The sequence below is a fragment of the Baekduia sp. Peel2402 genome, assembly GCF_052567285.1.
The window spans coordinates 4,204,003-4,227,547 of the sequence record NZ_CP199582.1; the positions used below are offsets into that span (position 1 = coordinate 4,204,003).

26 protein-coding genes are annotated in these 23,545 nt (G+C 72.3%); 13 read left to right on the forward strand and 13 right to left on the reverse strand.

The features are described 5' to 3' along the window. Positions 1-38: 38 nt before the first annotated feature. Complete coding sequence (locus ACT01A_RS20585; RefSeq protein WP_445148966.1) at positions 39-1,649, reverse strand: RNA polymerase sigma factor; 1,611 nt, start codon at positions 1,647-1,649, stop codon at positions 39-41. A 75-nt stretch (positions 1,650-1,724) separates the two neighbouring features. Here ACT01A_RS20585 and bktB point away from each other — a divergent pair, with 75 nt between their 5' ends. From bktB to ACT01A_RS20600, 3 genes are read left to right on the forward strand one after another with little or no spacing between them, the layout of a single operon-like run. Then, positions 1,725-2,906: a beta-ketothiolase BktB gene (gene bktB, locus ACT01A_RS20590; RefSeq protein WP_445148967.1), complete on the forward strand. Its 1,182-nt coding sequence runs from the start codon at positions 1,725-1,727 to the stop codon at positions 2,904-2,906. A 52-nt stretch (positions 2,907-2,958) separates the two neighbouring features. Next, positions 2,959-3,636 carry an SCP2 sterol-binding domain-containing protein gene (locus ACT01A_RS20595; protein ID WP_445148968.1) on the forward strand — a complete coding sequence of 226 codons (678 nt, stop codon included), beginning with the start codon at positions 2,959-2,961 and terminating at the stop codon, positions 3,634-3,636. Positions 3,637-3,681: 45 nt separating this feature from the next. Beyond that, positions 3,682-4,086, forward strand: coding sequence for a hypothetical protein (locus ACT01A_RS20600; RefSeq protein ID WP_445148969.1), 405 nt, complete (start codon positions 3,682-3,684; stop codon positions 4,084-4,086). Here the strand turns inward: ACT01A_RS20600 and ACT01A_RS20605 are convergent. Genes ACT01A_RS20605 through ACT01A_RS20615 form a run of 3 tightly spaced genes read right to left on the reverse strand, consistent with a single transcriptional unit; the run spans position 4,076 to position 6,401 of the window. Further along, positions 4,076-5,053, reverse strand: a complete 978-nt coding sequence (locus tag ACT01A_RS20605; RefSeq protein ID WP_445148970.1) for an NAD-dependent epimerase/dehydratase family protein — start codon at positions 5,051-5,053, stop codon at positions 4,076-4,078. The genes ACT01A_RS20600 and ACT01A_RS20605 overlap by 11 nt on opposite strands. A gap of 3 nt (positions 5,054-5,056) precedes the next feature. Next, entirely contained in the window at positions 5,057-5,713 is a 657-nt protein-coding gene (locus ACT01A_RS20610; protein WP_445148971.1) for a hypothetical protein, read from the reverse strand. Between the two features lie 52 nt (positions 5,714-5,765). Next, positions 5,766-6,401, reverse strand: a complete 636-nt coding sequence (locus ACT01A_RS20615) for an NUDIX hydrolase (protein WP_445148972.1) — start codon at positions 6,399-6,401, stop codon at positions 5,766-5,768. Positions 6,402-6,446: 45 nt separating this feature from the next. Here ACT01A_RS20615 and ACT01A_RS20620 point away from each other — a divergent pair, with 45 nt between their 5' ends. Then, positions 6,447-6,623 (forward strand): rubredoxin, encoded by a 177-nt coding sequence (locus ACT01A_RS20620; protein WP_445148973.1) that lies wholly within the window; start codon positions 6,447-6,449, stop codon positions 6,621-6,623. A gap of 4 nt (positions 6,624-6,627) precedes the next feature. On the opposite strand, the gene bioA is transcribed toward ACT01A_RS20620, so the two are convergent. Next, on the reverse strand, positions 6,628-7,974 hold the full coding sequence (bioA, locus tag ACT01A_RS20625; RefSeq protein ID WP_445148974.1) for an adenosylmethionine--8-amino-7-oxononanoate transaminase: 1,347 nt from the start codon (positions 7,972-7,974) through the stop codon (positions 6,628-6,630). Between the two features lie 50 nt (positions 7,975-8,024). On the opposite strand from bioA, the gene ACT01A_RS20630 reads away from it, so the two are divergent. The 5 genes from ACT01A_RS20630 to ACT01A_RS20650 all read left to right on the forward strand — a co-directional run bounded on the left by ACT01A_RS20630 (position 8,025) and on the right by ACT01A_RS20650 (position 13,185). Then, entirely contained in the window at positions 8,025-9,524 is a 1,500-nt protein-coding gene (locus ACT01A_RS20630; RefSeq protein WP_445148975.1) for a spermidine synthase, read from the forward strand. Then, positions 9,521-10,657 (forward strand): low temperature requirement protein A, encoded by a 1,137-nt coding sequence (locus tag ACT01A_RS20635; protein ID WP_445148976.1) that lies wholly within the window; start codon positions 9,521-9,523, stop codon positions 10,655-10,657. Before ACT01A_RS20630 ends, ACT01A_RS20635 begins: the two co-directional genes overlap by 4 nt. A 106-nt stretch (positions 10,658-10,763) precedes the next feature. Further along, positions 10,764-12,206 (forward strand): DHA2 family efflux MFS transporter permease subunit, encoded by a 1,443-nt coding sequence (locus ACT01A_RS20640; RefSeq protein WP_445148977.1) that lies wholly within the window; start codon positions 10,764-10,766, stop codon positions 12,204-12,206. Further along, positions 12,206-12,664 (forward strand): MarR family winged helix-turn-helix transcriptional regulator, encoded by a 459-nt coding sequence (locus ACT01A_RS20645; protein WP_445148978.1) that lies wholly within the window; start codon positions 12,206-12,208, stop codon positions 12,662-12,664. Before ACT01A_RS20640 ends, ACT01A_RS20645 begins: the two co-directional genes overlap by 1 nt. 11 nt (positions 12,665-12,675) lie before the next feature. Further along, positions 12,676-13,185: a hypothetical protein gene (locus ACT01A_RS20650; protein WP_445148979.1), complete on the forward strand. Its 510-nt coding sequence runs from the start codon at positions 12,676-12,678 to the stop codon at positions 13,183-13,185. Here the strand turns inward: ACT01A_RS20650 and ACT01A_RS20655 are convergent. From ACT01A_RS20655 to bioB, 5 genes are read right to left on the reverse strand one after another with little or no spacing between them, the layout of a single operon-like run. Then, positions 13,182-13,664, reverse strand: a complete 483-nt coding sequence (locus ACT01A_RS20655; RefSeq protein ID WP_445148980.1) for a hypothetical protein — start codon at positions 13,662-13,664, stop codon at positions 13,182-13,184. The genes ACT01A_RS20650 and ACT01A_RS20655 overlap by 4 nt on opposite strands. A 14-nt stretch (positions 13,665-13,678) precedes the next feature. Continuing rightward, positions 13,679-14,095 carry a VOC family protein gene (locus tag ACT01A_RS20660; RefSeq protein ID WP_445148981.1) on the reverse strand — a complete coding sequence of 139 codons (417 nt, stop codon included), beginning with the start codon at positions 14,093-14,095 and terminating at the stop codon, positions 13,679-13,681. Further along, complete coding sequence (bioD, locus tag ACT01A_RS20665; protein WP_445148982.1) at positions 14,092-14,781, reverse strand: dethiobiotin synthase; 690 nt, start codon at positions 14,779-14,781, stop codon at positions 14,092-14,094. The genes ACT01A_RS20660 and bioD overlap by 4 nt, the downstream gene beginning before the upstream one ends. 1 nt (position 14,782) lies before the next feature. After that, a complete protein-coding gene (gene bioF / locus ACT01A_RS20670) occupies positions 14,783-16,042 on the reverse strand; it encodes an 8-amino-7-oxononanoate synthase (RefSeq protein WP_445148983.1) in 1,260 nt (419 codons plus the stop codon). A gap of 8 nt (positions 16,043-16,050) precedes the next feature. Further along, positions 16,051-17,268, reverse strand: a complete 1,218-nt coding sequence (gene bioB, locus ACT01A_RS20675) for a biotin synthase BioB (protein WP_445148984.1) — start codon at positions 17,266-17,268, stop codon at positions 16,051-16,053. Positions 17,269-17,414: 146 nt separating this feature from the next. Between bioB and ACT01A_RS20680 the strand changes: the two genes are divergently transcribed. Both ACT01A_RS20680 and ACT01A_RS20685 read left to right on the forward strand, forming a co-directional pair. Beyond that, positions 17,415-17,795, forward strand: coding sequence for a response regulator (locus tag ACT01A_RS20680; protein WP_445148985.1), 381 nt, complete (start codon positions 17,415-17,417; stop codon positions 17,793-17,795). A gap of 20 nt (positions 17,796-17,815) precedes the next feature. Further along, positions 17,816-18,436 carry a GNAT family N-acetyltransferase gene (locus tag ACT01A_RS20685; RefSeq protein ID WP_445148986.1) on the forward strand — a complete coding sequence of 207 codons (621 nt, stop codon included), beginning with the start codon at positions 17,816-17,818 and terminating at the stop codon, positions 18,434-18,436. Between the two features lie 458 nt (positions 18,437-18,894). On the opposite strand, the gene ACT01A_RS20690 is transcribed toward ACT01A_RS20685, so the two are convergent. The 3 genes from ACT01A_RS20690 to ACT01A_RS20700 are packed head-to-tail and all read right to left on the reverse strand — an operon-like array spanning position 18,895 to position 20,750. Next, a complete protein-coding gene (locus tag ACT01A_RS20690) occupies positions 18,895-19,698 on the reverse strand; it encodes an SEC-C metal-binding domain-containing protein (RefSeq protein ID WP_445148987.1) in 804 nt (267 codons plus the stop codon). 9 nt (positions 19,699-19,707) lie between these two features. Further along, positions 19,708-20,499, reverse strand: a complete 792-nt coding sequence (locus tag ACT01A_RS20695; protein ID WP_445148988.1) for an enoyl-CoA hydratase/isomerase family protein — start codon at positions 20,497-20,499, stop codon at positions 19,708-19,710. 38 nt (positions 20,500-20,537) lie between these two features. After that, on the reverse strand, positions 20,538-20,750 hold the full coding sequence (locus ACT01A_RS20700) for an acetyl-CoA carboxylase biotin carboxyl carrier protein subunit (RefSeq protein ID WP_445148989.1): 213 nt from the start codon (positions 20,748-20,750) through the stop codon (positions 20,538-20,540). A 355-nt stretch (positions 20,751-21,105) separates the two neighbouring features. Here ACT01A_RS20700 and ACT01A_RS20705 point away from each other — a divergent pair, with 355 nt between their 5' ends. Then, positions 21,106-21,903 (forward strand): lysophospholipid acyltransferase family protein, encoded by a 798-nt coding sequence (locus ACT01A_RS20705; protein ID WP_445148990.1) that lies wholly within the window; start codon positions 21,106-21,108, stop codon positions 21,901-21,903. 30 nt (positions 21,904-21,933) lie between these two features. Then, positions 21,934-23,544, forward strand: coding sequence for a PQQ-dependent sugar dehydrogenase (locus ACT01A_RS20710; RefSeq protein WP_445148991.1), 1,611 nt, complete (start codon positions 21,934-21,936; stop codon positions 23,542-23,544). The last annotated feature ends 1 nt before the right edge of the window (position 23,545 follow it).

Genomic DNA, 23,545 nt, shown 5'->3' on the forward strand with positions numbered 1-23,545 from the left:
GTCGCGAGGTAGCGCTCGATGGCGGCGACGTTAGCGTGCTAGGGCGTCGGAGTCGCCGACGCGCCCTGAGCGACCGGGCCGGTCGTGCCCTGGGAGACCGTGCCCGACGGGGACGTCACCGCGCCGCTCGTGGACCCGGCGGACGAGGAGGACGACGTCGTCGACCCGCTCGTGCCGCTCGTCCCGCTCGTGCCCGCGCTGCCCGCGTCGCTGCCGCTCGCCGTCGTGGCCGAGCCCGCCGCCGCGTCGCCCGCGCCCGCAGTCGCCGTGCTGCCCGCGCCCGAGGTCGCCCCCTGCGCCGCGCCGGACGTCGCCGTGCCGGAGCCGCCCGGATCGACCGGCGTCGAGGTTGCCGCGTCGGCCGGGGCCTCCACGCCGCCTGAGGTCTCGTCCACCTTCGGCGCCGCCTCCGCGGAGGCCGTCGCGGACGTCGAGAGCTTCGTCACGGTCGCGCCGCTGCCGCGATGCGACGCCGGACGCAAGCCGCCCGTGTGCGAGAGCGAGCGCTTCTTCGCCGCGCCGGACGCCGCTGAGGACGAGGCCCCCGACACCGCCGCCGTCTTAGCCGCCTGCTCTGCGACCGCAGAACTCACGGCGCTGACGCTCGCCGTCGCCGGCTTGGCGACGACCCGCTCGTGCGCCGCCGGCTGCTTGACCGCGTGCTCGACCTTCTGCACCGTCGCCGCGCCGCCGCCGACCACGGCCGCCGCCGCGACGACCGCCACGACCTTGGTCGCCACCGCGCTCGTCCCGACCGTCGCCGCGGTCCCGGTGGTCACCGTCGCCGTGGTCGCCGCGCCACCGCCGCCGAGCACCGCCGCGCCGCCGCCCGACCCGGCGCCGCCGATGCCCAGAAGCTTCGCGATCAGCCCGAGCGGCCCGTGCGACGGCGCCAGCCCGTTGAGCTGCTTCTCCACGCTGCGCAGCGCGACGCGGTAGTCGCGGCAGCCCGCGCACTCCTTCAAGTGCTTGCGCGCGCGGCCGGAGACGCGCACGCCGCGGCCGAAGGCGCTGTCGAGGTCGTCGCGGATCTCGACGCACGCGGTGTCGCGCGCCTCGACCGCCTCGACCAGCCCGATCCGCGCGCGGACCAGCAGCGACTTGATCGCCGGGACCGTGACGCCGAGCGCAGCGGCCAGGTCGTTGTAGGACAGGCCCTCCATCTCGCGCATCAGCAGGGCGCTGCGCTGCTGCTCGGGCAGCGCGCGCACGTCGGCGATGAGGCGGCGGAGGTCCTCGCGGCGCTCGGCGGCCTCGGCAGGCTGCTCGGCCCCCGAGCCGCGGTTGACGTCGAAGATGTCCTCGGCCGCGGGGGTGGGCCGGCGGAGGTGGTCGATGCAGCGGTTGTGCGCGACGCGGTACAGCCACGCGCGCAGCGCGACGTCGCGGCGATCGGCGCGCAGCGAGTTGTACGCGCGCAGGAAGACGTCCTGGAGCACGTCCTCGGCGTCGCCGCGCGAGCCGCCGAGCATCTGCCGGCAGTAGGCGAACAGGCGCGCCCGATAGCGGTCGTGGATCTGGCCGAAGGCCTCGTCGTGGCCGGCGCGGAAGAGCGCCACCAACTGGTCGTCGGTCCGGAGCCGGAGCAGCGGTCCCGCGAGCGAGACGCGGCCGAGTCCGACGGGGTGCGATAGCGCTGAAGCTTCCACAGTGGTCCTCCTCCTCGGCGACTCTAACGGGAGGTCAGGAAGAAGGTTTCGCGTTCCTCAGAGAAACTTCACGAAATGACCAACGTCGTGATCACCTCCGCCGCGCGCACCGCGATCGGCTCCTACGGCAAGTCGCTGGCCGGCGTCGCCCCGAGCGACCTGGGCGCGACCGCCGCGCAGGCCGCCATCGAGCGCGCCCAGATCGACCCCGCGCAGATCGAGCACGTCGTGTTCGGCAACGTCATCCACACCGAGACCAAGGACGCCTACATGGCGCGGGTCGTCGGCATCAAAGCCGGGATCCCGAAGGAGACGCCGGCCTTCACCGTCAACCGCCTTTGCGGCACCGGCGTCCAGGCGCTGGTGAGCGCGTGCCAGGCGATCCAGACCGGCGACGCCGACGTCACGCTCGCGGGCGGCGCGGAGTCGATGAGCCGCGCGCCGATGTGGCTGAGCCAGGCGCGCTGGGGCTCCAAGATGGGCCCGGCGCCGGTGATCGACCCGGTCCAGGGCGCGCTGACCGACCCGTTCCACGACATCAAGATGGGCGTGACGGCCGAGAACCTCGCCGAGCGGATGGGGATCTCGCGCGACGAGCAGGACGCGTTCGCGGTCGAGTCCCACCGCCGTGCGAGCGCGGCGCAGGCGGCCGGGAAGTTCGACGACGAGGTCGTCGGGGTCGGCGTGAAGGTCAAGCGCGAGACGGTGGAGTTCACGCGCGACGAGCACATCCGCCACGAGGTCGACCAGGCCGGGATGGCCAAGCTGCCGACGATCTTCAAGAAGGACGGCGGCACGGTGACCGCCGGCAACGCGAGCGGCATGAACGACGCGGGCGCCGCGCTGGTGCTGATGAGCGACGCCAAGGCGGCCGAGCTGGGCGCGCCGGTCCGCGCGCGGGTGCTCGCCTACGCCTCTTGCGGCGTCGATCCCGAGGTCATGGGCATCGGCCCGGTCCCGGCGGTGCGCAAGGTGCTGGACCGCAGCGGCGTGAAGCTGGAGGACATCGGTGTGATCGAGCTCAACGAGGCCTTTGCCGCTCAGGCACTGGCCGTCATCAAGGACCTCGATCTCGATCCCGCGAAGGTCAACCCGAACGGCGGCGCGATCGCGCTGGGCCATCCGATCGCCGCGACGGGCGCTGCGATCACCACGAAGCTGCTGTCGGAGATGGATCGCGAGGGCCATCAGTACGGCCTCGTGACGCTCTGCATCGGCGGCGGTCAGGGCATCGCGATGCTGCTCGGCAAGGAGTAGGGGAACGGGGAGCCCGCTATGGGTCGCGGAAGGCCGGTACCCTCCGCGACCCATGGCGCACTTCGAGTCCGACGCCGAGGTCTACGACCAGCTCGGCGGCATCCTGAACAACCTGGTGTACAACGCGGAGCGGCGTGCTCTGCTGATCCAGGCGGACGCGGTCGTGCAGTTCGCGTTCCGGGACCCCAACGCGACCGTCACGCTCGACGTCCGCGCCAACAAGACGCCCCGCATCGAGCTGGGCGACAGCAAGCTCCGCGCCGACGTCGTGCTGTCCATGGACGCCGACACCGGCAAGGCGCTGTTGACCGGCGAGCTCTCGCCGACCATCGCGCTGGCCCGCGGCGACGTCCGCACCAAGGGCAACGTCGCGAAGGTCCTGCGCATCGTCCCCGCCACCGTCGGCGCCCACGAGGTTGAGGCTGACCTGGAGCCGGAGCCCGAGCCCACGCCGGCGCCCGCCGCCGAGGAGGCGCCGGCCGCCGAGGCCGCGCCCGCCGCCACGGAAGACGCGCCCGCCGCCGAGGAGGCGCCCGCCGTCGATCCTCCGGCCGAGGCCGAGGAGCCCGCCGCCGCCGAGGAGCCGCCCGCCGAGGCGATCCACGCGGAGGAGGCACCGGCCGCCGAAGCCGCGCCGCCCGCCGAGGAGCCCACGGGCCCCGAGGCCGCCGAGGAGTCCGCGCCGGTCGATCCGCCGGTCGAGGCGGAGACCCCGCCCGCCGAGTCTTAGACCCGGCGACGCATGCCGCAACGCCCGGGCGGGAACCGCTGGGGCATGAAGCTGCTCGTACTCGCCACCGATCCCGTCGACGCCGACGACCTGCGCGGCGCGTTGGGCGACGATGACCTCACCGGCGCTGAAGTGCTCGTGGTCTCGCCGGCGGTCAACGAGTCGCCGCTCGCGTTTTGGGTCTCGGACTCCGACGAGGCGATCATCGAGGCCGAGTCGACCGCCAAGCAGACGGCCGAGGCGCTGTCGGCCGAAGGCGCGCGCGCACGTGCGACCGCGGGGGAGAGCGAGCCGCTGCTCGCGCTCCAGGACGCGCTGACGACCTTCCAGGCCGACCGCGTCGTGGTCTTCGCCCGCGGCGACGAAGAGGCCCAGCGCTATCGCGAGGACGACCTCACCGGCGAGGCCGAGCGCCGCTTCGGCGTCCCGGCGACGACCGTCACCCGCTGACGGTCGCGCGCAGCGTCGTCGCCGCGTCGTACTTCGGGCGCCAGCGCAGCTGCTTGCGCGCGCGGGACGTGTCCATCAGCGTCGGTCGCCGGACCGCCTCGATCCACGTCATCTCGTCGGGCAGCGCCGGCAGCCGCGCGATCATCTCGGCGGTCGCGTCGACGGCGATCCCCGGCACGCGCACGCTGATGTAGCCCATCGCCCGCGCGACGTCGCCCATCGTTACCGTCCCCGGACCGGCCAAGTTGTAGGCCCCAGGCTCGCCGCGGCCGAGCACGCCCGCCCGCAGCGCCGTGGCGACATCATCATGATGGACGAGCTGGAACGGCACGCCCGGATCCGGCAGCACCGGCCGCACGCCCGGCACGGCCGCGAGCATCGCCTTGACCGCGCCCGGCAGCCGGTCGCCCCAGCGCACGTATGGGATCTGGTCGATCAGCAGCGGCGCCTGCGGCCCGGCGACGATGCACGGCCGGAAGATGTAGGCGTCGATATCTGCGTCGGAGACGATCTCGCTCAACAGCCCTTCGACCTGCGCCTTGTGATGGGAGTACGGCATCGCCGCGTTGCCCGCGGCCGGGTCGTCCTCGACGATCGGCCGGTCCAGCTCGGGAAACCCGTAAGCCGCCACGCTCGACGCGTACACCAACCGCTTCGCGCCGCTCTGCGCCGCCGCCTCGAAGACGTTGCGCGAGCCCTCCAAGTTGATGTGCTCGCTCTCGCGCGACCCAGCGACGATCACGAACGCGAGGTGCACGACGACGTCGGCGTCCTCGCACAGCCGCTCCACCGACGCGCGATCAAGGACATCGCCTTGCCGGTACTCCACCTTCTTCCAGCCGTGCTGCGCCGGGTCGAACGGCCGCCGCGCCATCCCCACGACCGACGTCACGTCGCGCGAGCGCTCCAGCGCGCGCACGAACGCCTTGCCGATCTCTCCGGTCGGCCCGGTGACCGCGACGCGCACCCGTCAGGCCACCGCGTGCGGGACGACGCGCCAGCCCTCGGCGCCGTCCAACAAGTCGCCATGAACGCACGGCCCACCGCCGGCCGCGTGCAGGCACGCCGGGCCTTCCTCCAGCGGCATCCCCACCGGCAGCCACGGCAGCCGCAGCACGCCACCGCGCGGGTCGGGCGTGACCTCCAGCCGCGCCGCGAACGGGAAGCCGTCCGGGCCGACGCACGCCAGCAGCCCCGACGACACGCCGTCGAGTCGGTAGTCCCAGTGCCCGCGTCCGCCGGCCGGCGCCGCGTGCGGGATCTCGGGCTCCTCGTTGTGGCCGGACCGCACCTCCTCCAGGTGCGTGTCGAACAGCCGCGGCTCGGCGTCCGCGTCGTTCCCATCCCACGCGTACACGCGCTCGGGCCGCACGTGCAGCCCGTCGTCGGCGTACGCGGTGCCCTGCACGAGCACCACCGGCCCATCGGCCGCGAACAGCAGCGCGACGTGCGGGTCCTCGACCGCCGCATCTCCGCCGCCGGCGACGTCGATGCACGGCCCGCCCTCGCGATAGCGCGGTGTGACCGCCTGCGCCCGTGGGCGACCTTGCTCGTCGATCGTCACCAGCTCGGCCTCGGTGCAGCGCGCGAACACCTCGCGCAGGTCATCGGGCAGCGTCGCGGTCATGGAAGGCGACAGTACGCCCACCGCCTAGCCCGCGCCAACTGCAGGCGTCCGGCTAGGCGTCCTCGTACCCCGGCTCGCCCGGCAAGAGGATCCGCGCGGCCTCGCCACCGAGCACCACGCGCGGCTCGACCGGCACGACCTCGCGGCCGGTCGCGAACGCCAGCAGCGCGTCGGCGCTCTCAAACGACGAGAGCTGCTCCAGGTGCTTGATGGTGGGGAAGACCAGCAGCAGCTCGCCGGCGCGATGACGCTCCAGCGCGCCCTCCGGCGTGAACCACCCGAGGTCGACGCACTCGTGGCCGTCGACCGCCGGCTCGGCGCCCTCCGGCGACGGCGCCAGGAAGAAGTGGGTGTCGAAGCGGACCTTGACCTGCGGCGGCGTGATCCAGCGCGAGAAGCGCACCAGCGACGCCGGAGCGACACCGGAGACCGCGGCCTCTTCGTCCAGTTCGCGCACGGCCGCGGCGCGATGGGCCTCATCGCCCTCGCCCTCGCCGCGATCCACCGCGCCGCCGGGGAAGACCCACGCGCCGCCCATGAACCGCTGCGCCGGGTTGCGCTGCACGAGCAGCACCTCCAGCGCTTGCCCACCACCGCGCAGGAGGATGATCGTCGCCGCTTGGCGCGGCGGCGTCACCGTTCCCGCGTCGTTGAGCTCCTCCCCAGGACCCGGCCGATCAACGTCCACTCAGGGGACACTACTGGCCGCTCGGCCAGTACCGTTTCGGTCCACATGAGCGAGACCGTGCAGAAGTGGATCTGCGAGTCCTGCGGGTTCATCTACGACCCGGCCGACGGCGACCCCGATGGCGGCATCCCGCCCGGGACCGCCTTCGAGGACATCCCCGACACGTGGTTCTGTCCCGTGTGCGGTGCGCGCAAGCGCGACTTCGTCGCCTACGAGGACTAGGCCCTCAGGCAGGCGTCGAAGCCGGAGCGACGGCTGCGGGCGCGCGTGGGGTACCTGCGCCCGTAGCCGCCGTGATGGCCTCGGCGGTGATCGCCACGAGCTGGCGCAGCTCGTCTTGTGCGATCGACAGCGGCGGCATCAGCACGACGGTGTCGCCCAGCGGCCGGACGATCGCCCCGCGCTCGCGGGCCGCGAGCGTCACCTGGTGGCCCATCCGCGCCTCGAGCGGGAAGTCCACCAACTCGATCCCGGTCATGAAGCCGCAGCGCCGGATGGACCGGACGGTCTCGATCGGCGCGATCAGCTCCTCCAACAACTCGCCGAGCAGGGCGATCTTCGGCTGGAGCGCGTCGATGACGTCCTCGTCCTCGAAGACCTCGAGCGTCGCCAGCGCCGCCGCGCACGCCAGCGGGTTGCCGGTGTACGTGTGCCCGTGGAAGAACGTGCGGAACTCCTCGAAGCGCCCCAGGAAGCCCTCGTACACGCGCTCGGTGGCCAGCGTCGCGGCCAGCGGCAGGTAGCCGCCGGTCAGCCCCTTGGCCACGCTCATCAGGTCCGGGACGACGCCCTCCTGCTCGCAGGCGAACATCGTGCCGGTGCGCCCGAAGCCGGTGGCGACCTCGTCGACGACCATGAGCACGTTGTAGGTGTCGCACAGCTCGCGCACCGCGCGCAGGTAGCCGTCGGGGTGCATCAACATGCCCGCCGCGCCCTGCACGAGCGGCTCCATGATCAGCGCGGCGATCTCGTCACCCTGTTCGCGTAGGACTCGCTCCAGCCCCGCGGCGTCCCCGGGGGCGACCCGGATGCCCTCGAACAGCAGCGGCCGGAACATGGTGTGGAACAGGTCGATCCCGCCGACCGACACGCTGCCGATCGTGTCGCCGTGGTAGCTCATGTCCAAGTACACGAACTTGAATCGGCGGCCCTCGGGCTCGCGGATCCGGTGCCACTGGAACGCCATCTTCAGCGCGATCTCGTTGGCCGTCGAGCCGTTGTCGGAGTAGAAGACGCGCGACAGCGGCGCGCGGCCCTCGGCGCGCGGGGCGATCGCCAACAGCCGATCGGCGAGCTCGATCGCGCCCGGATGCGACAACCCCAACATGGTCGTGTGCGCGACGCGGTCGAGCTGCGCGCGGACCGCGGCGTCGATCCGCGGATGCTGGTGGCCGTGGACGTTGCACCACAGCGACGAGGTCCCGTCGAGGTAGGCGTTGCCGTCGGTGTCGTAGACCCACGACCCCTCGGCGCGCTCGATGATCGGCGCGTCCTCGGTCGCCCAGCCCTGCTGCTGGGTGAACGGATGCCAGACGGCGGACCGGTCCAGCGCGCGCAGCTCCTCGGTCGTCATGGGCCGAACCGTAGGCGCCCGCGCGGACGGGACCCCGTAGGCTGACGCGGGTGCAGGACCGCCGCTCCGTCGCCCTCGTCGCCGCTGTCGTGGGCGCCGCCACCCTCGGCGCGGAGATCGCCGCCGCGCGGCTGCTCGCCCCGTGGTTCGGCGCCTCCACGATCGTCTGGGCGAACACGATCGCCACCGTGCTCGTCGCGCTCAGCGGCGGCTACTACCTCGGCGGCCGCCTCGCCGACCGCGACCCGACCTTCGCCGGGCTCTGCAAGCTCGTCCTGCTCGGCGCGGGCTTGATGGCGGCGGTGCCGTTCGTCGCCGGGCCTTTCCTGCGCGTCAGCGTCGACGCGCTGGACAGCGTCGAGGCGGGCGCGTTCGTCGGCTCGCTGCTCGCCGTCCTGATCCTGATCGCCGCGCCGGTGCTGGTGCTCGGCTGCGTCTCGCCCTATGCGGTGCGGCTCTCCGTGGGCGCGCTGGACGAGGCCGGCCGCGTCGCGGGGCGCCTGTACGCGATCTCCACGCTCGGCTCGCTGGCCGGCGTCTTCCTGTCTGCGCTCGTCCTGATCCCGTTCGTCGGTACGCGCCGGACGTTCCTGGTCTTCGCGCTCGCGCTCGGCCTGGCCGCGATCCTCGGCCTGCGCCAGCGGGTCGCGCTGCTCGCGCCCGCGCTCGTCGCGCTGCTGATCGCGTTGCCGACCGGGACCGTCAAGGCGACCACCGACGGCCGCGTGATCTGGGAGGCCGAGACCGAGTACCAGTACGCGCGGGTCGTGGAGTTCGACGACGGCGAGCGCCAGCTGGAGCTCAACGAGGGCCAAGCGGTGCACTCGGTCTTCCGGCCGGGCACCTACCTGACCGGCAACTACTGGGACGAGCCGCTCGTGCTGCCGTTTGCCGGTCGCGCGACGCCGCCGCGGTCGATCGCGATCCTCGGCAGCGCCGCCGGGACCGTCGCGCGCGCCTACGGCCACTACTTCCCGGCGACGCGGATCGACGCGGTCGAGATCGACGGCGAGCTGACCGAGGTCGGCGAGCGGCTGTTCGACTTCCGCGCGCCGCACCTGGAGACCCACGCCGCCGACGCGCGCCCGTGGCTGCGCGCGACCGACCGCCGCTTCGACGTCATCTACGTCGACGCCTACCGCCAGCCCTACATCCCGTTCTACCTGGCGACCAAGGAGTTCTTCCGCCTCGCGCGCGAGCGCCTGAACCCGGGCGGCATGGTGATCGTCAACGTCGGCCACCCCGAGGACTCCAACAAGCTCGAGAAGGTGCTGACCGCGACGATGGGCTCGGTCTTCGGGCACGTCGCACGGGACCCGGCCCAGGACGTCAACACGCAGCTGATCGCGTCGGAGAACCCGGTCACGCCGGAGATCCTGCGCGCCTCGATCCCCGCCCTCCCGGCTGAGCTGCGCGCCACCGCCGGCGACACCGCCGCCCGCCTCGCCGGCCCGCTGCGCGGCGGCCGTGTCTACACCGACGACGTCGCGCCGGTCGAGTGGCTGATCGACGCCTCGATCGTGCAGGTCGCCGCGGACGGCGAGCGGTGACGGAGACCGCGGCGCCCGCCGCGCACGCCGCGTCCGGCCCGCGCGTCACGACGCTCGAGCTCTTCTTCGACCTCGTCTTCGTCTTCACGATCACGCAGCTCAGCACCGTCCTCGCCGCCGACCTCTCCTGGGCGGGCGCCGGCCACGTGGCGCTGATGCTGACGATCATCTTCTACATGTACGGCGGCTACGCGTGGCTGACCAACAACCTCGACATGAGCGTGCCGGTCAACCGCGTGTTCCTGCTCGGCGGGATGTGCGCGTACTTCGTGATCGCCCTGTCGATCCCGTCGGCGTTCGACGGCAGCGGCCTGGCGTTCGCGCTCGGCTACGCGGCGGTGGTGGCGATTCACCTGTGGCTCTACGCGCACGCGTCGCCCGCGGGCTTCTGGACGATCGTGCGCCAGCTCGCGCCGGGGAACCTGCTCGGAGCGTTGTTGGTGTTGATCGGCGGCGCGATGGGCGGCGACGCGGAGATCGCGCTGTGGATCGCGGCCGCGCTCGTCTCGTGGATCGTCCCGCGGTTGCTGGTGGACTTCACCGCGATCAGCGTCGCCGCCGACCACTTCGTCGAGCGCCACGGCCTGGTCGTGATCGTGGCGATCGGCGAGTCGCTGATCGCGATCGGGATCGGCGCCGAGGAGCTGCCGGTCGACGCCGAGCTGATCCTCGTGGCGTTGTTGGGGCTGTTGCTGAGCGCGGCGCTGTGGTGGACGTACTTCGGCGGCGACGACGAGCGCGCCGTCCACGCGCTCGACGCGATGACCCCGGCCCGTCGCGGCCAGGCCGCGCTGGAGGGCTTCGGCTACGCGCACCTCGTGCTGCTGCTGGCGATCGTCTTCGTCGCGGTCGGGCTGAAGAAGGCGACCGGTCACGCCTACGACACGCTGGAGGACGGGCAGGCGCTGGTCCTGTCCGGCGGCGTCGCGCTGTTCCTGGCCGCCGACGTCGGGTTCCGGCACGTGCTGGGGCTCGGCTTCGGCCCGCGTCGCCTGGTGTGCGCGCTCGCCGCGCTCGTAGCCTGGGTCGCCGGGGTGGAGGTGGCCGCTATCGCGCAGGTCGCGCTGCTCGTGGTGATCGTCGGCGTGGCGTCGTATGAGCGGGGGCCAACGGCTAAAGGTTCGGTGTCTTGACGCCGAAACATTAGGCGACTAACATTTAGACATCGAAATGAATTCCCCCTCTTCTTCTCTCCCCACCTCCGCCGCCCCAGGCATCGAGCCCCACGTCCGCCGGATCATGATCGTCGTGATCCTCGGCGCGATCATGTCCGTGTTGGACACGACGATCGTCAACGTCGCGCTCGACGACCTCTCGAAGGACCTCAACTCGTCGCTCGACTCGATCCAGTGGGTCGTGACGGGCTACATGCTCGCGCTGGCCGCGGTGATCCCCGTCACCGGCTGGGCCGCGCGCCGCTTCGGCTCGCGCCGTCTCTACCTCATCGCTTTGGTTGCCTTCACGATCGGCTCCGCGCTGTGCGGCCTGGCGTGGTCGGCGGGCTCCCTGGTCGCCTTCCGCGTCCTACAGGGCATCGGCGGCGGCATGTTGATGCCGATCGGCCAGATGGTGCTGGTCAAGGCCGCCGGGCCGCGGAACCTGCCGCGCGTGATGGCCGCGATCGGCGTCCCGATCATCCTCGCGCCGGTCTTCGGCCCGACGATCGGCGGCCTGCTGCTGGAGCACGCGGGCTGGCAGTGGATCTTCCTCGTCAACGTCCCGGTCGGGATCCTCGCGGTGACCGCCGCGCTGAAGCTGCTGCCGCACGACTCGCCCGAAGAGGCCGGGCAGCTCGACGCGATCGGCCTGGCGCTGGTCGCGACCGGCCTGGTCGGCGTGACCTACGGGCTGGCCGAGACCGGCAGCGCCGGCTCGCTGACCGACGCCTCCGTGGTGGTCCCGCTGCTGGCCGGCCTCGCGCTGATCACCGCGTTCGTGCTGCGCGCGCTGCGCATCCCGGCGCCGCTGCTCGACGTGCGGTTGTACAAGAACAAGGCCTTCGCGGCCGCGTCGCTGACGACGTTCTGCCTCGGCGCCGCGCTGTTCGGGGCGATGATCCTGATGCCGCTGTACTTCCAGACCGTGCGCGGCGAGGACGCCGTGGCCACAGGCCTGTTGCTGATGCCCCAGGGCATCGGCGCCGCGGTCGCGATGCGGCTGAGCGCCACGTTCACCGAGCGCTTCGGCGCGGGCGTCACGGCGCTGATCGGCGGCACGATCACGATCTTCGCGACCATCCCCTTCGTGTTGATCGGCGGCGGGACGTCGTACTGGCTGATCGGCGCGGCGATGGTCGTCCGCGGCCTGGGCATCGGCCTGTCGATGATGCCGGCGATGACCGCGGCCTTCGCGGTCCTGCGGCCCGACCAGGTCAACCACGCGACGCCGCAGCTCAACGTGCTGCAGCGCGTCGGCGGGTCCGTCGGGACCGCGATCCTGTCGGTCGTGCTGAGCAACCACCTGACGAGCGCGGCGACGGGCGCCGGCGGGGCGCCGAGCGCCGACGCGCTGGCCGGCGCCTTCGGGACCACCTACTGGTGGGTCATGGGCGTGACGGTGCTGGCGCTGGCGCCGACGGCGCTGCTGGCGATCGTCGAGCGCCGGGCGCGCAAGGAAGGCCGGGTCGCGGCGGCGGACGAGGACGTCTTGGCCGACGCCGCGCTGGTCGAGGCGGCGGCCTGATGAGCGCTCCGGTGCAGGCCGTCGAATCGTCCGCGACCGAGGCGGTCCGGCTGGCGTTCGTGGAGCTGATGGGCGCCGAGCGGCGCCTGCGCGCGCGGGACCGCAAGTGCGCGAAGGGCGAGCTGACCCAGTCGCACATCCGCGCGCTGTTCATGATTGACAAGAGCGGCGAGGCGACGGCCGGCGACCTCGCGAAGGCCGCCGAGCTCTCACCCGCCTCCGTCACCGCGATGCTCGACCACCTCGAACGCGACGGCGTCGTCTCCCGCCGTCGCTCCGAGCAGGATCGCCGCGTCGTCGTCGTCACGCTCACCGAAGCCGGCCGGGCGCTCCTGAACGAGAAGCGCGCCGCCTTCCGCCGCCGCGCTTCCGCCACCCTCGCCGGCGTCTCCGACGAGCACCTCGCCGCGGCCGCCGACGTCATGCACCGCATGGCGTCGCTGCTGGACGAGCTGTAGTCGCCACGGGCGTGGACGTCGTCTTCCTCAAGCCGGTCGAGGGACGGCGGTACCGCTCGCGGCTGCGGCGCGCCGACGGGCGCGTGGTCGAGCTGGAGGGCGGGAGCTGGAACCGGATCGGTGGCGTGGAGCGTGAGCTGCCGCACGACCTCGCCCACCTCGTCGTGGAATCCGGCTTGGCGTTCGGCATGGGGTTGTGGGGCGTGATCGCCGCAGGTGGGCTGTTCGGCGAGGTGCGGGTGGTGGAGGGTCGGCGCCCGCCGCACGGCGAGGCGCGCGGCCGGGCGATCACCGAGGGCGCTGGCGAGACGCTGCGCCAGGCGGAGATCCTCGTGCGCGCGGTGTGCGACGCGGCGGTGTCGGGCGAGGCGCTGACGGTGGCGCGGGTTGGCGAGCGCTGGTGGGATGACGCGCTCGCTTCGCCGCGCCTTGACGCGACGATCGTCGCGCTGCGCGACGCGGCGCGTGCCTGGGCGCGGACGCCCGGCGGCGGCGAGCTGCGCTGGCCGGCGTCGCTCTAGGACGCGAGCGCCAGGATCTCGGCGGCGACGTCGCGGGCGTCGCGGTCGGTGGTGTCGATGACGTGGTCGACGCCGGGGAGCGACGGGATCGTCTCGGCGAGATCCCGGGCGTGGGCGATGAGGCGGTCCTTGCCTGGCCAGTCGTCGGGCTCGCGGGCGTCGATGCGCGCGGCGACGACGTCCGGCGAGGCGGCGAGGGCGACGACGATCGCCCGCTCCGCCGCCGTCGCGTCGACGACCGCGCGTAGCTGTGCCGCGTCCTCGGTCGTGGCTGCGACCACGAACCGCTCCCGGCCCGCGGCGCGCTGTCGCGCCAGTACGTCGGCCAGCGACGCCGTCCACACTGAGGCCTCCAACAACGGCCAGCCCATCGACAGCTGCTCGGACTCGATCGACCCGTACGCCTCGCGTCGCCGCTCCAGCGCGCTGCCGAGCGCCTCCAACACGGAGGACTTGCCCGCGCCCGGCGCGCCGATCAAGATGATGGCCTCGGTCAGGACGGGCGCTCGGCGTAGGAGATGAACTCCAACAACGAGCCGTCCGGGTCGCGAAAGTAGACGCTGAAGCCCGGGCCGCCGGCGCCGTTGCGGGGGACCGGACCCTGCTCGGGCTCGACGCCGTGCTCGCGCAGGTGGGCGATGGCCTCGTCGGCGGTGCCGGGCCAGACCAGGCAGAGGTCGGCCATGCCGGGGGCGGCCGGGATCCGTGCGACGGGCGTGGGGTCCATACCCGGGCCGTGGACGTTGAACATGATGTCGCCGAAGCGGTAGCGCCAGCGGCGCGGGCCGTGCTCGGTCAGCTCGACCAGTTCGGCGCCGCACACATCGCTGTAGAAGGCGTTGGAAACCTCCCAGTTGGAGACGGCGATCACCACGTGGTCGAGGGTGATGCCATCTCCGCTGCCGGTCATGACAGCCAGTGATCGTAGGGGAGGGTCGCGCCCGCGGACGCCAGTTCGCTGACCGAGAACCCCGGCACCCGCGCCAGCGTGGAGACGCCCACGCCGCTGAGCGCCTCGATCGTCGTCGCGTTGGAGCGCTGCATGTCGGTGGGCTCCTGCGGCCATGGCGTAAGCACGACGCCGCGCACGTCGATCCCCGCGCCGCGCGCTGCCTCGATCGTCAACATGGTGTGGTTGATCGTGCCCAGGCCTGGCCGCGCCACCACGACCAGCGGCAGGCCAAGCGCCACGACCAGATCCCGCACGAGCACGCCGTCGAGCGTCAAGGGCACCAACAACCCGCCGACGCCTTCGGCGATCAGGACGCGCTCGCCGCGCTCGCCAGCGGCGGCGCGCGCCGCCGCGACCAGGGTCGCCGCGTCGATCACCTCGCCTGCCAGCTCCGCGGCCAGGTGCGGCGAGACCGCCGGCCCGAACCGGTACGGCGCGACGTCCTCGGGCGCCATGCCCGCGCACGCGGCCAGCAGCTCGTGGTCGTGCGGCTTGTCGCCGTCGGGCTCCTCGTCCAGCCCGGTCACCGCGGGCTTGAACGCGCCGACCGCAACCCCGTCCGCGGCCAGTGCTGCGGTCAGTGCCGCCGCGACGACCGTCTTGCCGATCTCCGTGTCGGTCCCGGTGACGAACAGCCCGCGCACGTCACGCCGCCGCGGAACGCAGCGGCGCGGGCAGCCGCTCGTCCGGGTGTCCTGCAGGCTGCGCGGCGGCGACCGGCACGCCCGCGCCCGGTCGGAACCCCGCCTGTAGCGCCGCGCGGCCCAGCGTCCGGGCGGCGGCGCGCAGCTCGTCGCGCGTGTGCGTCGCCATCACCGCGACGCGCAGCCGCGACGTGCCCTCCGGCACCGTCGGCGGTCGGATCGCCTGCGCGAAGACGCCGGCCTCGATCGCGCGCTCGCAGACGGCCATCGCCAGGTCGGCGTCGCCGACGACCAGCGGGACGATCTGCGTCGTCGACCCCGCGACCTCGAAGCCCTCGCGGGCCAGCTCGTCGCGGAACGCGTCGGCGTTGCCGCGCAGGCGCTCGACCATCTCTGGGTGCTCCTGGAGCACCTCCAGCGCCGCGAGCGCGCCCGCAGCTGACGGCGGCGGCGGCGCCGTCGAGAAGATCAGCGATCGCGCGCTGTTGACCAGGTAGTCGCGCATCGGCGCCGAGCAGGCCGCGAACGCCCCGTAGGCGCCGAGCGCCTTGCCGAGCGTCCCGACGACGACGTCGACCTGTCCCTCGAGGCCCGCCTCGGCGACCGCGCCGCGCCCGCCCGGGCCGAGCGTGCCGGTGCCGTGGGCCTCGTCGACGACGGTCCGGAGCCCGTGCCGTCCCGCTAGCTCGACCAGCTCGGTGAGCGGCGCGACGTCGCCGTCCATCGAGAACACGCTGTCGGTGACGATGATCCCGGGCCGCCCACGGTGTTGCTTCAGCCCCCACGCGAGGTGCTCGACGTCGCAGTGGTCGTAGACGAACGTCTCGGCGCGCGCCAGGCGGCAGCCGTCGATGATCGACGCGTGGTTGAGCTCGTCGCTGAAGACGACGGCGTGGTCGCCGGCCAACCGCGCCAGAGCGCTCACCACGCCGAGGTTCGCCAAATAGCCGCTGCCGAACAGGACCGAGGACTCGGTCCCCTTGAACGCCGCCAGCGCCTCTTCCAGGCGCCGGTGCACGGTCATCGTCCCGGAGACCAGCCGCGACGCGCCCGCGCCCGCGCCCCAGCGCATCGCCGCGTCGGCGGCCGCCTCGCGCACCCGCGGGTGGTCCGCAAGGCCCAGGTAGTTGTTGGAGCACAACAGCAGGACGGGTCGCCCGTCCAGCACCACGCGCGAGCCCTGCGGCCCGGACACGTGGCGCATCCGCCGGTACAGCCCCGACTCACGGAGCTCGTCCAGGCGGGCCTCGACGTCGCTCACGCCGCTGCTCAGTGCCCGAACGGCATGCCGGACAACTGAGCGGGCTTCTCGGCCGGTGGTCGCTCGCCCTCGGGCCAGCGGTTCGGCGCGCCGTCGGGGCGCGGCGGGACGTGGTCCTTCTTGGCGTAACGCAGCTGTGAGGCCGGATCCCAGACCGTGACCTTGATGCCGGCCGCCTCGGCCTCGGTCAGCGTGTCGAGGTAGTCCTCGACCACGTCGGGCGTCTCGCCGTCCAGCCACCCGGAGCGGTTGTCGGGTCGCGGGTTCGCGCCGTTGTCGGCCTGCCGTGCCACGTTGAGGCCCAGATCGGTGAACATCGCCCGGTCGTCGGCCGGGTCGGCGTTGAGCGTCGTCAGGAAGTTGCCCATCATCACGCCGTTGAGCCCCGCCTTGACCGCCAGCGGCTGAAGCTCGCCGAGGTTCTCGACGCGCCCGCCGCAGAGCCGGAACAGCGCGCCCGGCAGGACGAGGCGGAAGATCGCGATCCACTTCACGACCTCCCACGGGTCCATGTAGTCGCGGTCGCCGAACTTCGTGCCCGGGCGCGGGTTCAGGAGGTTGATCGGCACCGAGGTGGGGTCGATCTTCGACAGCTCGAACGCCATCTCGACGCGTTGCGCGCGCGTCTCGCCGAGGTTCAGGATCCCGCCGACGCAGGTCTCCAGCCCGGCCTCCTCGACCGCGGCGATCGTGCGCAGGCGCCCTTCGTAGCGGACGGTCGAGGAGACCTCGGGGTAATAGGACTCCGCGGTCTCGACGTTGTGGTGGACGCGCTGGATGCCCGCGTCCTTCAAGGACTTCGCGCGCTCGACCGACATGTGACCGATCGACGCGCAGCGCTTGAGGTTGGTGTGGGTCGCGACCAGCCGCGCACCCTCCAGGATCTTCTCGAAGTCGCGCTTGGACAGCCCCTGGCCTTGGGTGACCATGCAGAACCGGTGCGCGCCGGCCGCCTCGGCGGCCTTGGCGTGCTCGAGCATCTGCTCGGGCTCCATCATCGCGTGCATCGGCGTCTCGGCCTCCGCGAACCGCGACTGCGCGCAGAACCCGCAGTCCTCGGCGCATCCGCCGGACTTCGCGTTGACCAGCGAGCACATGTCGGTGGCATCACCGAATTGGTCCTGCCGCGCGGCCCATGCGCGGTCGACCAGCGCGAGGATCGCGTCGTGATCCTCGATCTCCCCGAGACGGATCGCTTCCTCGCGGGTGATGAGCGGCGCGGGCATGGTCGGCACAGTAGGCGGGGTTCCGGACGGTTCCTCGAGGGACACGCCACCCACCGATCGCACGGTCGAGTGGACGACCGTCGGTCCCCCGATCAACAGAAGTGGGGATGGCGAAACGACGCTCACCAACCGATGATGTGCAGTACGTGGCTGCCGCCGACCCCATCCGTGTGCTGCTCTGCGACGACGCCGAGGGCTTCCGGGCCCTGATGCGCTCGACGCTGGAGGAGGACCCCTCGATCGAGATCGTGGGCGAGGCCTCCGACGGCGTGGCCGGAGTGGAGGCGACCGCCGAGCTGCAGCCCGACGTCGTCTTGCTGGACATGTCGATGCCGCGCATGGGCGGCCTCCAGGCGATCCCGAAGATGCGCCGCCGCGCGCCGCGCACGTCGATCATCGGGCTGTCGTCGCTGGCGGCCGAGCGCATGGCGGGTCCCTCGATCGAGATCGGCGCCCACTCCTATCTGGAGAAGGGCTCCGACCTGGACCAGATCCGCGCGGCGATTCACGAAGCGGCCGATCGCTGAGGCCGCTAGCGTCGTCCGCGATGGACGATGCTGAGTTGGAGGGTCGCTCGATCCGGGGTTTCGCTGCGATGCTCGCGCTGCTCGATGGGCGCGGGACCGGGAATCCGTGGGTGGACGCGACGGTGAGGGAGGGAGACGCGCACACGCTGTGGCTGGCGGACGAGGCGCAGCCGCCGCCGGGCCGCGTCGAGGACCCGTCGATCGCGATGCCGGTGCTGGGGCTGGAGCTCGACGGCGCGGCGCTGGACGGCGGCGAGCGAGATGCGCAGGCGCCGTCGTTGGACGTGGTCGGCGCGATCAACGACCGCGCCTACGACCAGGGCGAGGTGCTGCGGCCGCTGTTCGTGGCGATTGACGGCGCGCCCGGGCTGGCGACGCACGGGATCCGCATTGATGGCGTCTGGGCGTGCGTGTTGGTGACGCTGCGCGTTGAGGACGACGTCGCGGTCCACTACGTCGCCACCGACTCGGCCTTCCGCCGGCGCGGCTTGGCTTCGCGCCTGATCCGCGCCGCGTTGAGCGACGCACGCGCCGAGGGCGCCATCACCGCCACGCTGCAAGCGTCGCCGGACGGCCTGAGCGTCTACGAGCGCCTGGGCTTCCGGCGCGTCGGGATGCTCAGGGCGTTTCAGCGCGCGTGAGCGTCGGTGGTGCTTCGCTCATCAAAGGGCACGAGGCTGTTGTGGCGTGGCGACCGCCTGGTGCGTGGATCGTCGGGACTGGTGCTGCCAGCGGCGAGGATTTAACTGCGCATCAAGACATCAATCCGGTCCTCAAGGGGCGTCCGCCGGCCCCGGGGTTTGAGGGTTCGGTCCCGAAGGAGGCCCGGATCCCGATTTCGGGATGCGGGTCGCTTGAGCCGGACATATTCCGGTTGCAGCGACCCGGATCTCCGAAACCCTGATCCCTCGAACCCCAGCGGGTGAGGGACCGCAGTGGAGGCCGAGTCTGATGTCTTGATGCGCTGTAAATCCCCGCCCGCTGGCAGTGCCCGAGCGACGATCCACACCGCTAGCGGTGGCAACGCCCCAACAGCCTCACGCCCTTTGATGAGCGAAGCACCACCAACGCCCCGCGCCCGCGCAGCCCCGCCCCGCCACTACCTCCCGCAGCACTTCTTGTACTTCTTGCCCGACCCACACCAACACGGCTCATTCCGCCCCGGCGGCCACGCCACAGCGCCGCCCTCCTGCGCCACGTCATACGCGGCGCGCGCCCGGACCTCCGACGCGCCCGCATCCAACCCGTTGACCGCAGCCAGCTCCAGCACCCGCGCCACCGTCAGCGGCGCCACGACCGGATGCCGCGGAACCCCCGGCGCCACGGCGCGCATGCGCCGGTCAAGCTCCAAGGCATAGGCCTCCCAGCCACCCTCGGCCCAGTCCTCCGCGAACTCAGGCCATTCCTCCACGGCCAGCGCGAACTCGTCGACCGAGAAGAACGGCGTCGCCACCGGGGTGTCGGCGCCCGTCGCTGCCGCGCGGGCAAGCGCGCGGCGCGCCAGGTCGTCGATCTCCTCCGCCGGCAGCTCGGCGTCCGTCAAAGCCTCCGTGCGCGCGCCGACGATCTGGCGCAGGGTCTCACCGTCAGCACCCGCCGAAAGCGCCAGCTCCAGCGCGCGTGCGAACAATTCCGCGGCGACCGCCGGCTCGCCGGCCTCGACGTGCGCGTTGCCGGCCAGGTAGGGCACGGTCGGATCGTGCGGGTGGTCGCGCTCCAGCGCCGCCCAGATCTGGTCGGCCTCGCGCTTGCGCCCGGCCAAGACGTGCATCCACGCGATGTGCCAGCGCTGGTCCTCGCCGGTGACCTCCTGAAGCTCGCCGAGGACCGCGATCGCCTCGTCGTACTGGCCGGACCGCTCCAGCGTGTCGACCCGCGCCTCGAGCTGCTCGACGGACGGCATCCGGAGCTCCTACCGACCCTGCCACCGCGCCGGGCGCTTCTCGCCGAACGCCTTGACGCCCTCGGCGAAGTCCTCGGACTGAAAGCACGCTTGGCGCAGGGCGATGAGCTCCGCCGCAACGTCGTCCTCCAGCGAGGCCTCCGCCTCCAGCAGCGCCCGCAGCACGCGCTTGTTCCCGCGCACCGACAGCGGCGCGTTGGACGCCAGCTCGGCCGCCCAATCCAAAGCGAAGCCTTCGAGGTCCTCCGAGCCCACGACCTCGTGGATCAACCCCCACACGGCCGCCTCGCGGGCGTCCACGTTGCGCCCGAGCAGGAAGAGCTGGCGCGTGCGCGGCTCGCCGATCGCGTGCAAGAAGCGCCGCAGGCCGGTGTGCGAGTAGACCAGCCCGAGCTTGGCGGGCGGCATCCCGAGCTTGATCCCGTCGCGCGCGACGCGCAGGTCGCAGGACAGCGCCAGCTCCAGCCCGCCGCCGATCGTGTGACCCGGCAGCGCGGCGACCGTCGGCACGTCGGTGGCGTCGAGCGCCTCGATCGCGCTCGTGAACGGATGCGCGACGAGCTTCTCGGCTTCGGCGGCGAAGACGTCTTCGGGGATGTCGCCGATGTCGTAGCCCGAGGAGAACATCCCGTGGGCGCCGGTGAGGACGATCGCGCGCGTGCCGTCATCAGACGCCGCGCGCACCGCCTCGGCGATCCCGTCGAGGATCGCGTGGTCGAGCGCGTTGCGCTTGTCCGGGTTGGAGATGGTCAGCCGCCGGACCCCGTCCAGCGGCTCGTCAATGAGCAGTTCGCCCGCCATTCGCGGCGGGACGCTAGTCGAAAGCGGCGGTGCGCCGCCTATTCGAGCACGACGAGCGTGTCGCCCTCGTTGACGGCCTGGCCCTCCTCGCAGCGGATCTCCTTGACCGTGCCCTCGTCCTCGGCCTCGACGGGCATCTCCATCTTCATGGATTCGAGGATCACGACCGTGTCGCCCTCCTCGATCGTGTCGCCGACCTTGCACTCGATCTTCCACACGGTGCCCGTGATGTGGGCCTGGATGTCCGCCATGACAGGGAAACCTAGGTCCCGCGCCGGACGGTTTTGCAGGCCCCTTCGACCGGCGGGCGGAAGACGTCGAGCGATGTTCCGACCGCTGGGCGATAGAGGGCGGACCCACCCGTGGGCATCATGCTGTTCAAGTGATCGGCCGGGGGACATCGCAACAGCGCACACCGTCTCCTCCTGCGACGACTCGCCGTTGTGCCGACCGATCGCCGCTCCGAGTGCCGGCCTGACCCACTGGCCCGGAGCACGCCTGGGGACTATGCGCCGCATGAAGGAGGGACAGCCTTCATGCGGCGCACCCCGGGTGGACTCGATCAGAGATTCCCTCGCGGGCGCGCGCGGGTAGGATCCCTTCACCGTGAGCGAGCCGCAGCTGTCGAAGATGAAGGATCAGGTCTACCTGGATCCGCGCCCATCGAGCTACTTCGACCGCTTTCACGAACGCAGCCGCACCCGCGACCCCGACTGGGTCTACGAAGCGGTCCGCTCCGTCACGCAGATGTACGCGTGGGGCTTCTTCCGCGCGCGGGTGATCTCCTCGGAGAAGGTGCCGCCCACCGGCCCGGTCATCCTGGCGCCGAACCACTTCTCGTTCATGGACCACTTCTTCGTCGGCGACTCCGTGCGCCGCAAGGTCCGGTTCATGGCCAAGTCGCAGATGTTCAAGCCGCCGCTGCAGTTCATCTACACCCACGGCGGCGTGTTCCCGGTCCGCCGCGGCCAGCGCGACGAGGAGTCGATCGAGACCGCGACGACGATCCTCGAGAACGGCCACGTCCTGGCGATGTACTGCGAGGGCGGCCGCTCCCGCGACGGCAAGCTCGCCGACGAGGCCAAGCCCGGCATCGGCCGCCTGGCGCTGGCCACCGGCGCGACCGTCGTGCCGATCGCCATCCACGGCTCCTCCCGCGTGCGCAACTGGAAGCGCCTGGAGTTCCCGAAGGTGACGATCCAGTACGGCGACCCGTTCCGCTACGAGAAGATCATCGAGCCGACGCGCGAGCAGGCCAAGGCGACCGCCAACGAGATCTTCGACGCCATCAAGGTGCTTTACCACGGCCTGGAGGCGCACGGCCGCAGCGGCGTCGTCGCCCGCGTCCGGGCCGAGCGTCGCGCCGCCCGCCGCGCGACGAAGACCAACGCGCGCGTGGCGTAGGCCACGGGCATCGCGGGCAGCACGAGCCGCATGAAGCGGCTCGGTCTCCTCCTCGCGTTCCTCCTCGCCCTCGGCGCCGCCTCGGGGCCCGGCGCGAGCGCCGCGGTCTCGCTCCTGCAGGTCGGGACCTTCGCCCAGCCGGTCTACGTGACCGCGCCCGCCGGCGACGCCGAGCGACTCTTCGTCGTCCAGAAGCAGGGCAAGGTCATCGTGGTCAACAACGGCGTCGCGTCGACGTTCCTGGACCTCACGGCCAAAGTCCGCTCGACCGGCAACGAGCAGGGCCTGCTGTCGATCGCCTTCGCCGCCGACTACGCGACCTCCGGCGAGTTCTACGTGTTCTACACGGCGCCTCCGCCGGGCGGCGCCGGCGCGGGCTCCGACCTGACGGTCGAGGCCTACAAGCGCACCGACGCCGACCATGGCGACCCGGCCTCGGCGCGGCCGCTGCTGACGATCCCGCACCGGATCAACGAGAACCACAACGGCGGCCAGCTCCAGGTCGGACCCGACGGCATGCTGTGGATCGGGACCGGCGACGGCGGTGGCGGCAACGACACGCTCGGCAACGCCCAGAAGACCGACCCGTCGTGGAACGACGCGGCCGCCGGCCACGACGCGCGCCTGGGCAAGCTCCTGAGGATCGACCCCAAGACCGGCGTCGCCGCGGCCGGCAACCCTGGCTTCGCGCAGTCGGAGATCTGGGCCTACGGCCTGCGCAACCCGTGGCGCTACTCGTTCGATCGCGCGACCGGCAACCTCGTCATCGGCGACGTCGGTCAGGAGACCTGGGAGGAGGTCGACTTTGCGCCCGGGCCCGACCGCGGCAAGGGCTACAACTACGGCTGGAACACCTACGAGGGCAACCACCCGCGCGGCACCAGCGACCCGGCCGGCGCGGCCGCGGGCTTTGCCTGGCCGATCCTCGAGAAGGCCCACGCCGCGCCCGACTCGTTCTCCTCGATCGCCGGCGGCTACGTAGTGCGCGACCCCGCGCTCCCCGACCTGGCCAACCGCTACATCTACGCCGACACGTACCGCGGGGACATCCGCGCGGTGACGCTGGCTCCGGGCGGGGCGGCCGGCGACGCCGCCACCGGCCTGCACGTCAACACGCTCGCGTCGTTCGGGGAGGACGCCTGCGGCCGCGTCTACGCCGTCTCGCTCGACGGTCCCGTCTATCGCCTGGCCCAGAGCGGCGACTGCATCCTGTCGACGCCGGGCGGCGGGACGACCACGCCCACGCCGCCCAGCGGCGGCGGGGCGACCGGCGGCGCGCCGAAGCTGACGCTGCGCGCTGCCTCCAAGCAGCGCCCGTGGAAGACCGGCGTCGTGCGCTTCACCGCCTCGTGCGACGCGGTCTGCTCGATCAGCGCCCGCGGCACGTTCCTGATCACGCGCACGAAGTCCGGCGCGGGCGCGGCGGCCGTCAAGCTCCTGCGCACCGCGACCGCGAAGACCACGCTGGCCGCCGGCGCGCGCGTCTCGGTCAAGCTGAAGGTGTCGGCCAAAACGCGCCGCTCGCTGCTGCACGCGCTCAAGCGCAACCGCCGCGTGACGCTGCGCTTCGCGGTCACCACGACCGGCCGCGACGGGAAGGCCGCGACCACTACCGCGCGCTCGCAGATCACGCGGCGCTAGC

Excerpts from the sequence above, each read along its gene's own strand:
- bktB (WP_445148967.1), top strand. The coding sequence starts at position 1,725 with ATGACCAACGTCGTGATCACCTCCGCCGCGCGCACCGCGATCGGCTCC.
- ACT01A_RS20595 (WP_445148968.1), top strand. The coding sequence starts at position 2,959 with ATGGCGCACTTCGAGTCCGACGCCGAGGTCTACGACCAGCTCGGCGGC.
- ACT01A_RS20600 (WP_445148969.1), top strand. The coding sequence starts at position 3,682 with ATGAAGCTGCTCGTACTCGCCACCGATCCCGTCGACGCCGACGACCTG.
- ACT01A_RS20610 (WP_445148971.1), bottom strand. The coding sequence starts at position 5,713 with ATGACCGCGACGCTGCCCGATGACCTGCGCGAGGTGTTCGCGCGCTGC.
- ACT01A_RS20620 (WP_445148973.1), top strand. The coding sequence starts at position 6,447 with ATGAGCGAGACCGTGCAGAAGTGGATCTGCGAGTCCTGCGGGTTCATC.
- bioA (WP_445148974.1), bottom strand. The coding sequence starts at position 7,974 with ATGACGACCGAGGAGCTGCGCGCGCTGGACCGGTCCGCCGTCTGGCAT.
- ACT01A_RS20640 (WP_445148977.1), top strand. The coding sequence starts at position 10,764 with ATGATCGTCGTGATCCTCGGCGCGATCATGTCCGTGTTGGACACGACG.
- ACT01A_RS20645 (WP_445148978.1), top strand. The coding sequence starts at position 12,206 with ATGAGCGCTCCGGTGCAGGCCGTCGAATCGTCCGCGACCGAGGCGGTC.
- ACT01A_RS20660 (WP_445148981.1), bottom strand. The coding sequence starts at position 14,095 with ATGACCGGCAGCGGAGATGGCATCACCCTCGACCACGTGGTGATCGCC.
- bioB (WP_445148984.1), bottom strand. The coding sequence starts at position 17,268 with ATGCCCGCGCCGCTCATCACCCGCGAGGAAGCGATCCGTCTCGGGGAG.
- ACT01A_RS20685 (WP_445148986.1), top strand. The coding sequence starts at position 17,816 with ATGGACGATGCTGAGTTGGAGGGTCGCTCGATCCGGGGTTTCGCTGCG.
- ACT01A_RS20690 (WP_445148987.1), bottom strand. The coding sequence starts at position 19,698 with ATGCCGTCCGTCGAGCAGCTCGAGGCGCGGGTCGACACGCTGGAGCGG.
- ACT01A_RS20695 (WP_445148988.1), bottom strand. The coding sequence starts at position 20,499 with ATGGCGGGCGAACTGCTCATTGACGAGCCGCTGGACGGGGTCCGGCGG.
- ACT01A_RS20700 (WP_445148989.1), bottom strand. The coding sequence starts at position 20,750 with ATGGCGGACATCCAGGCCCACATCACGGGCACCGTGTGGAAGATCGAG.
- ACT01A_RS20710 (WP_445148991.1), top strand. The coding sequence starts at position 21,934 with ATGAAGCGGCTCGGTCTCCTCCTCGCGTTCCTCCTCGCCCTCGGCGCC.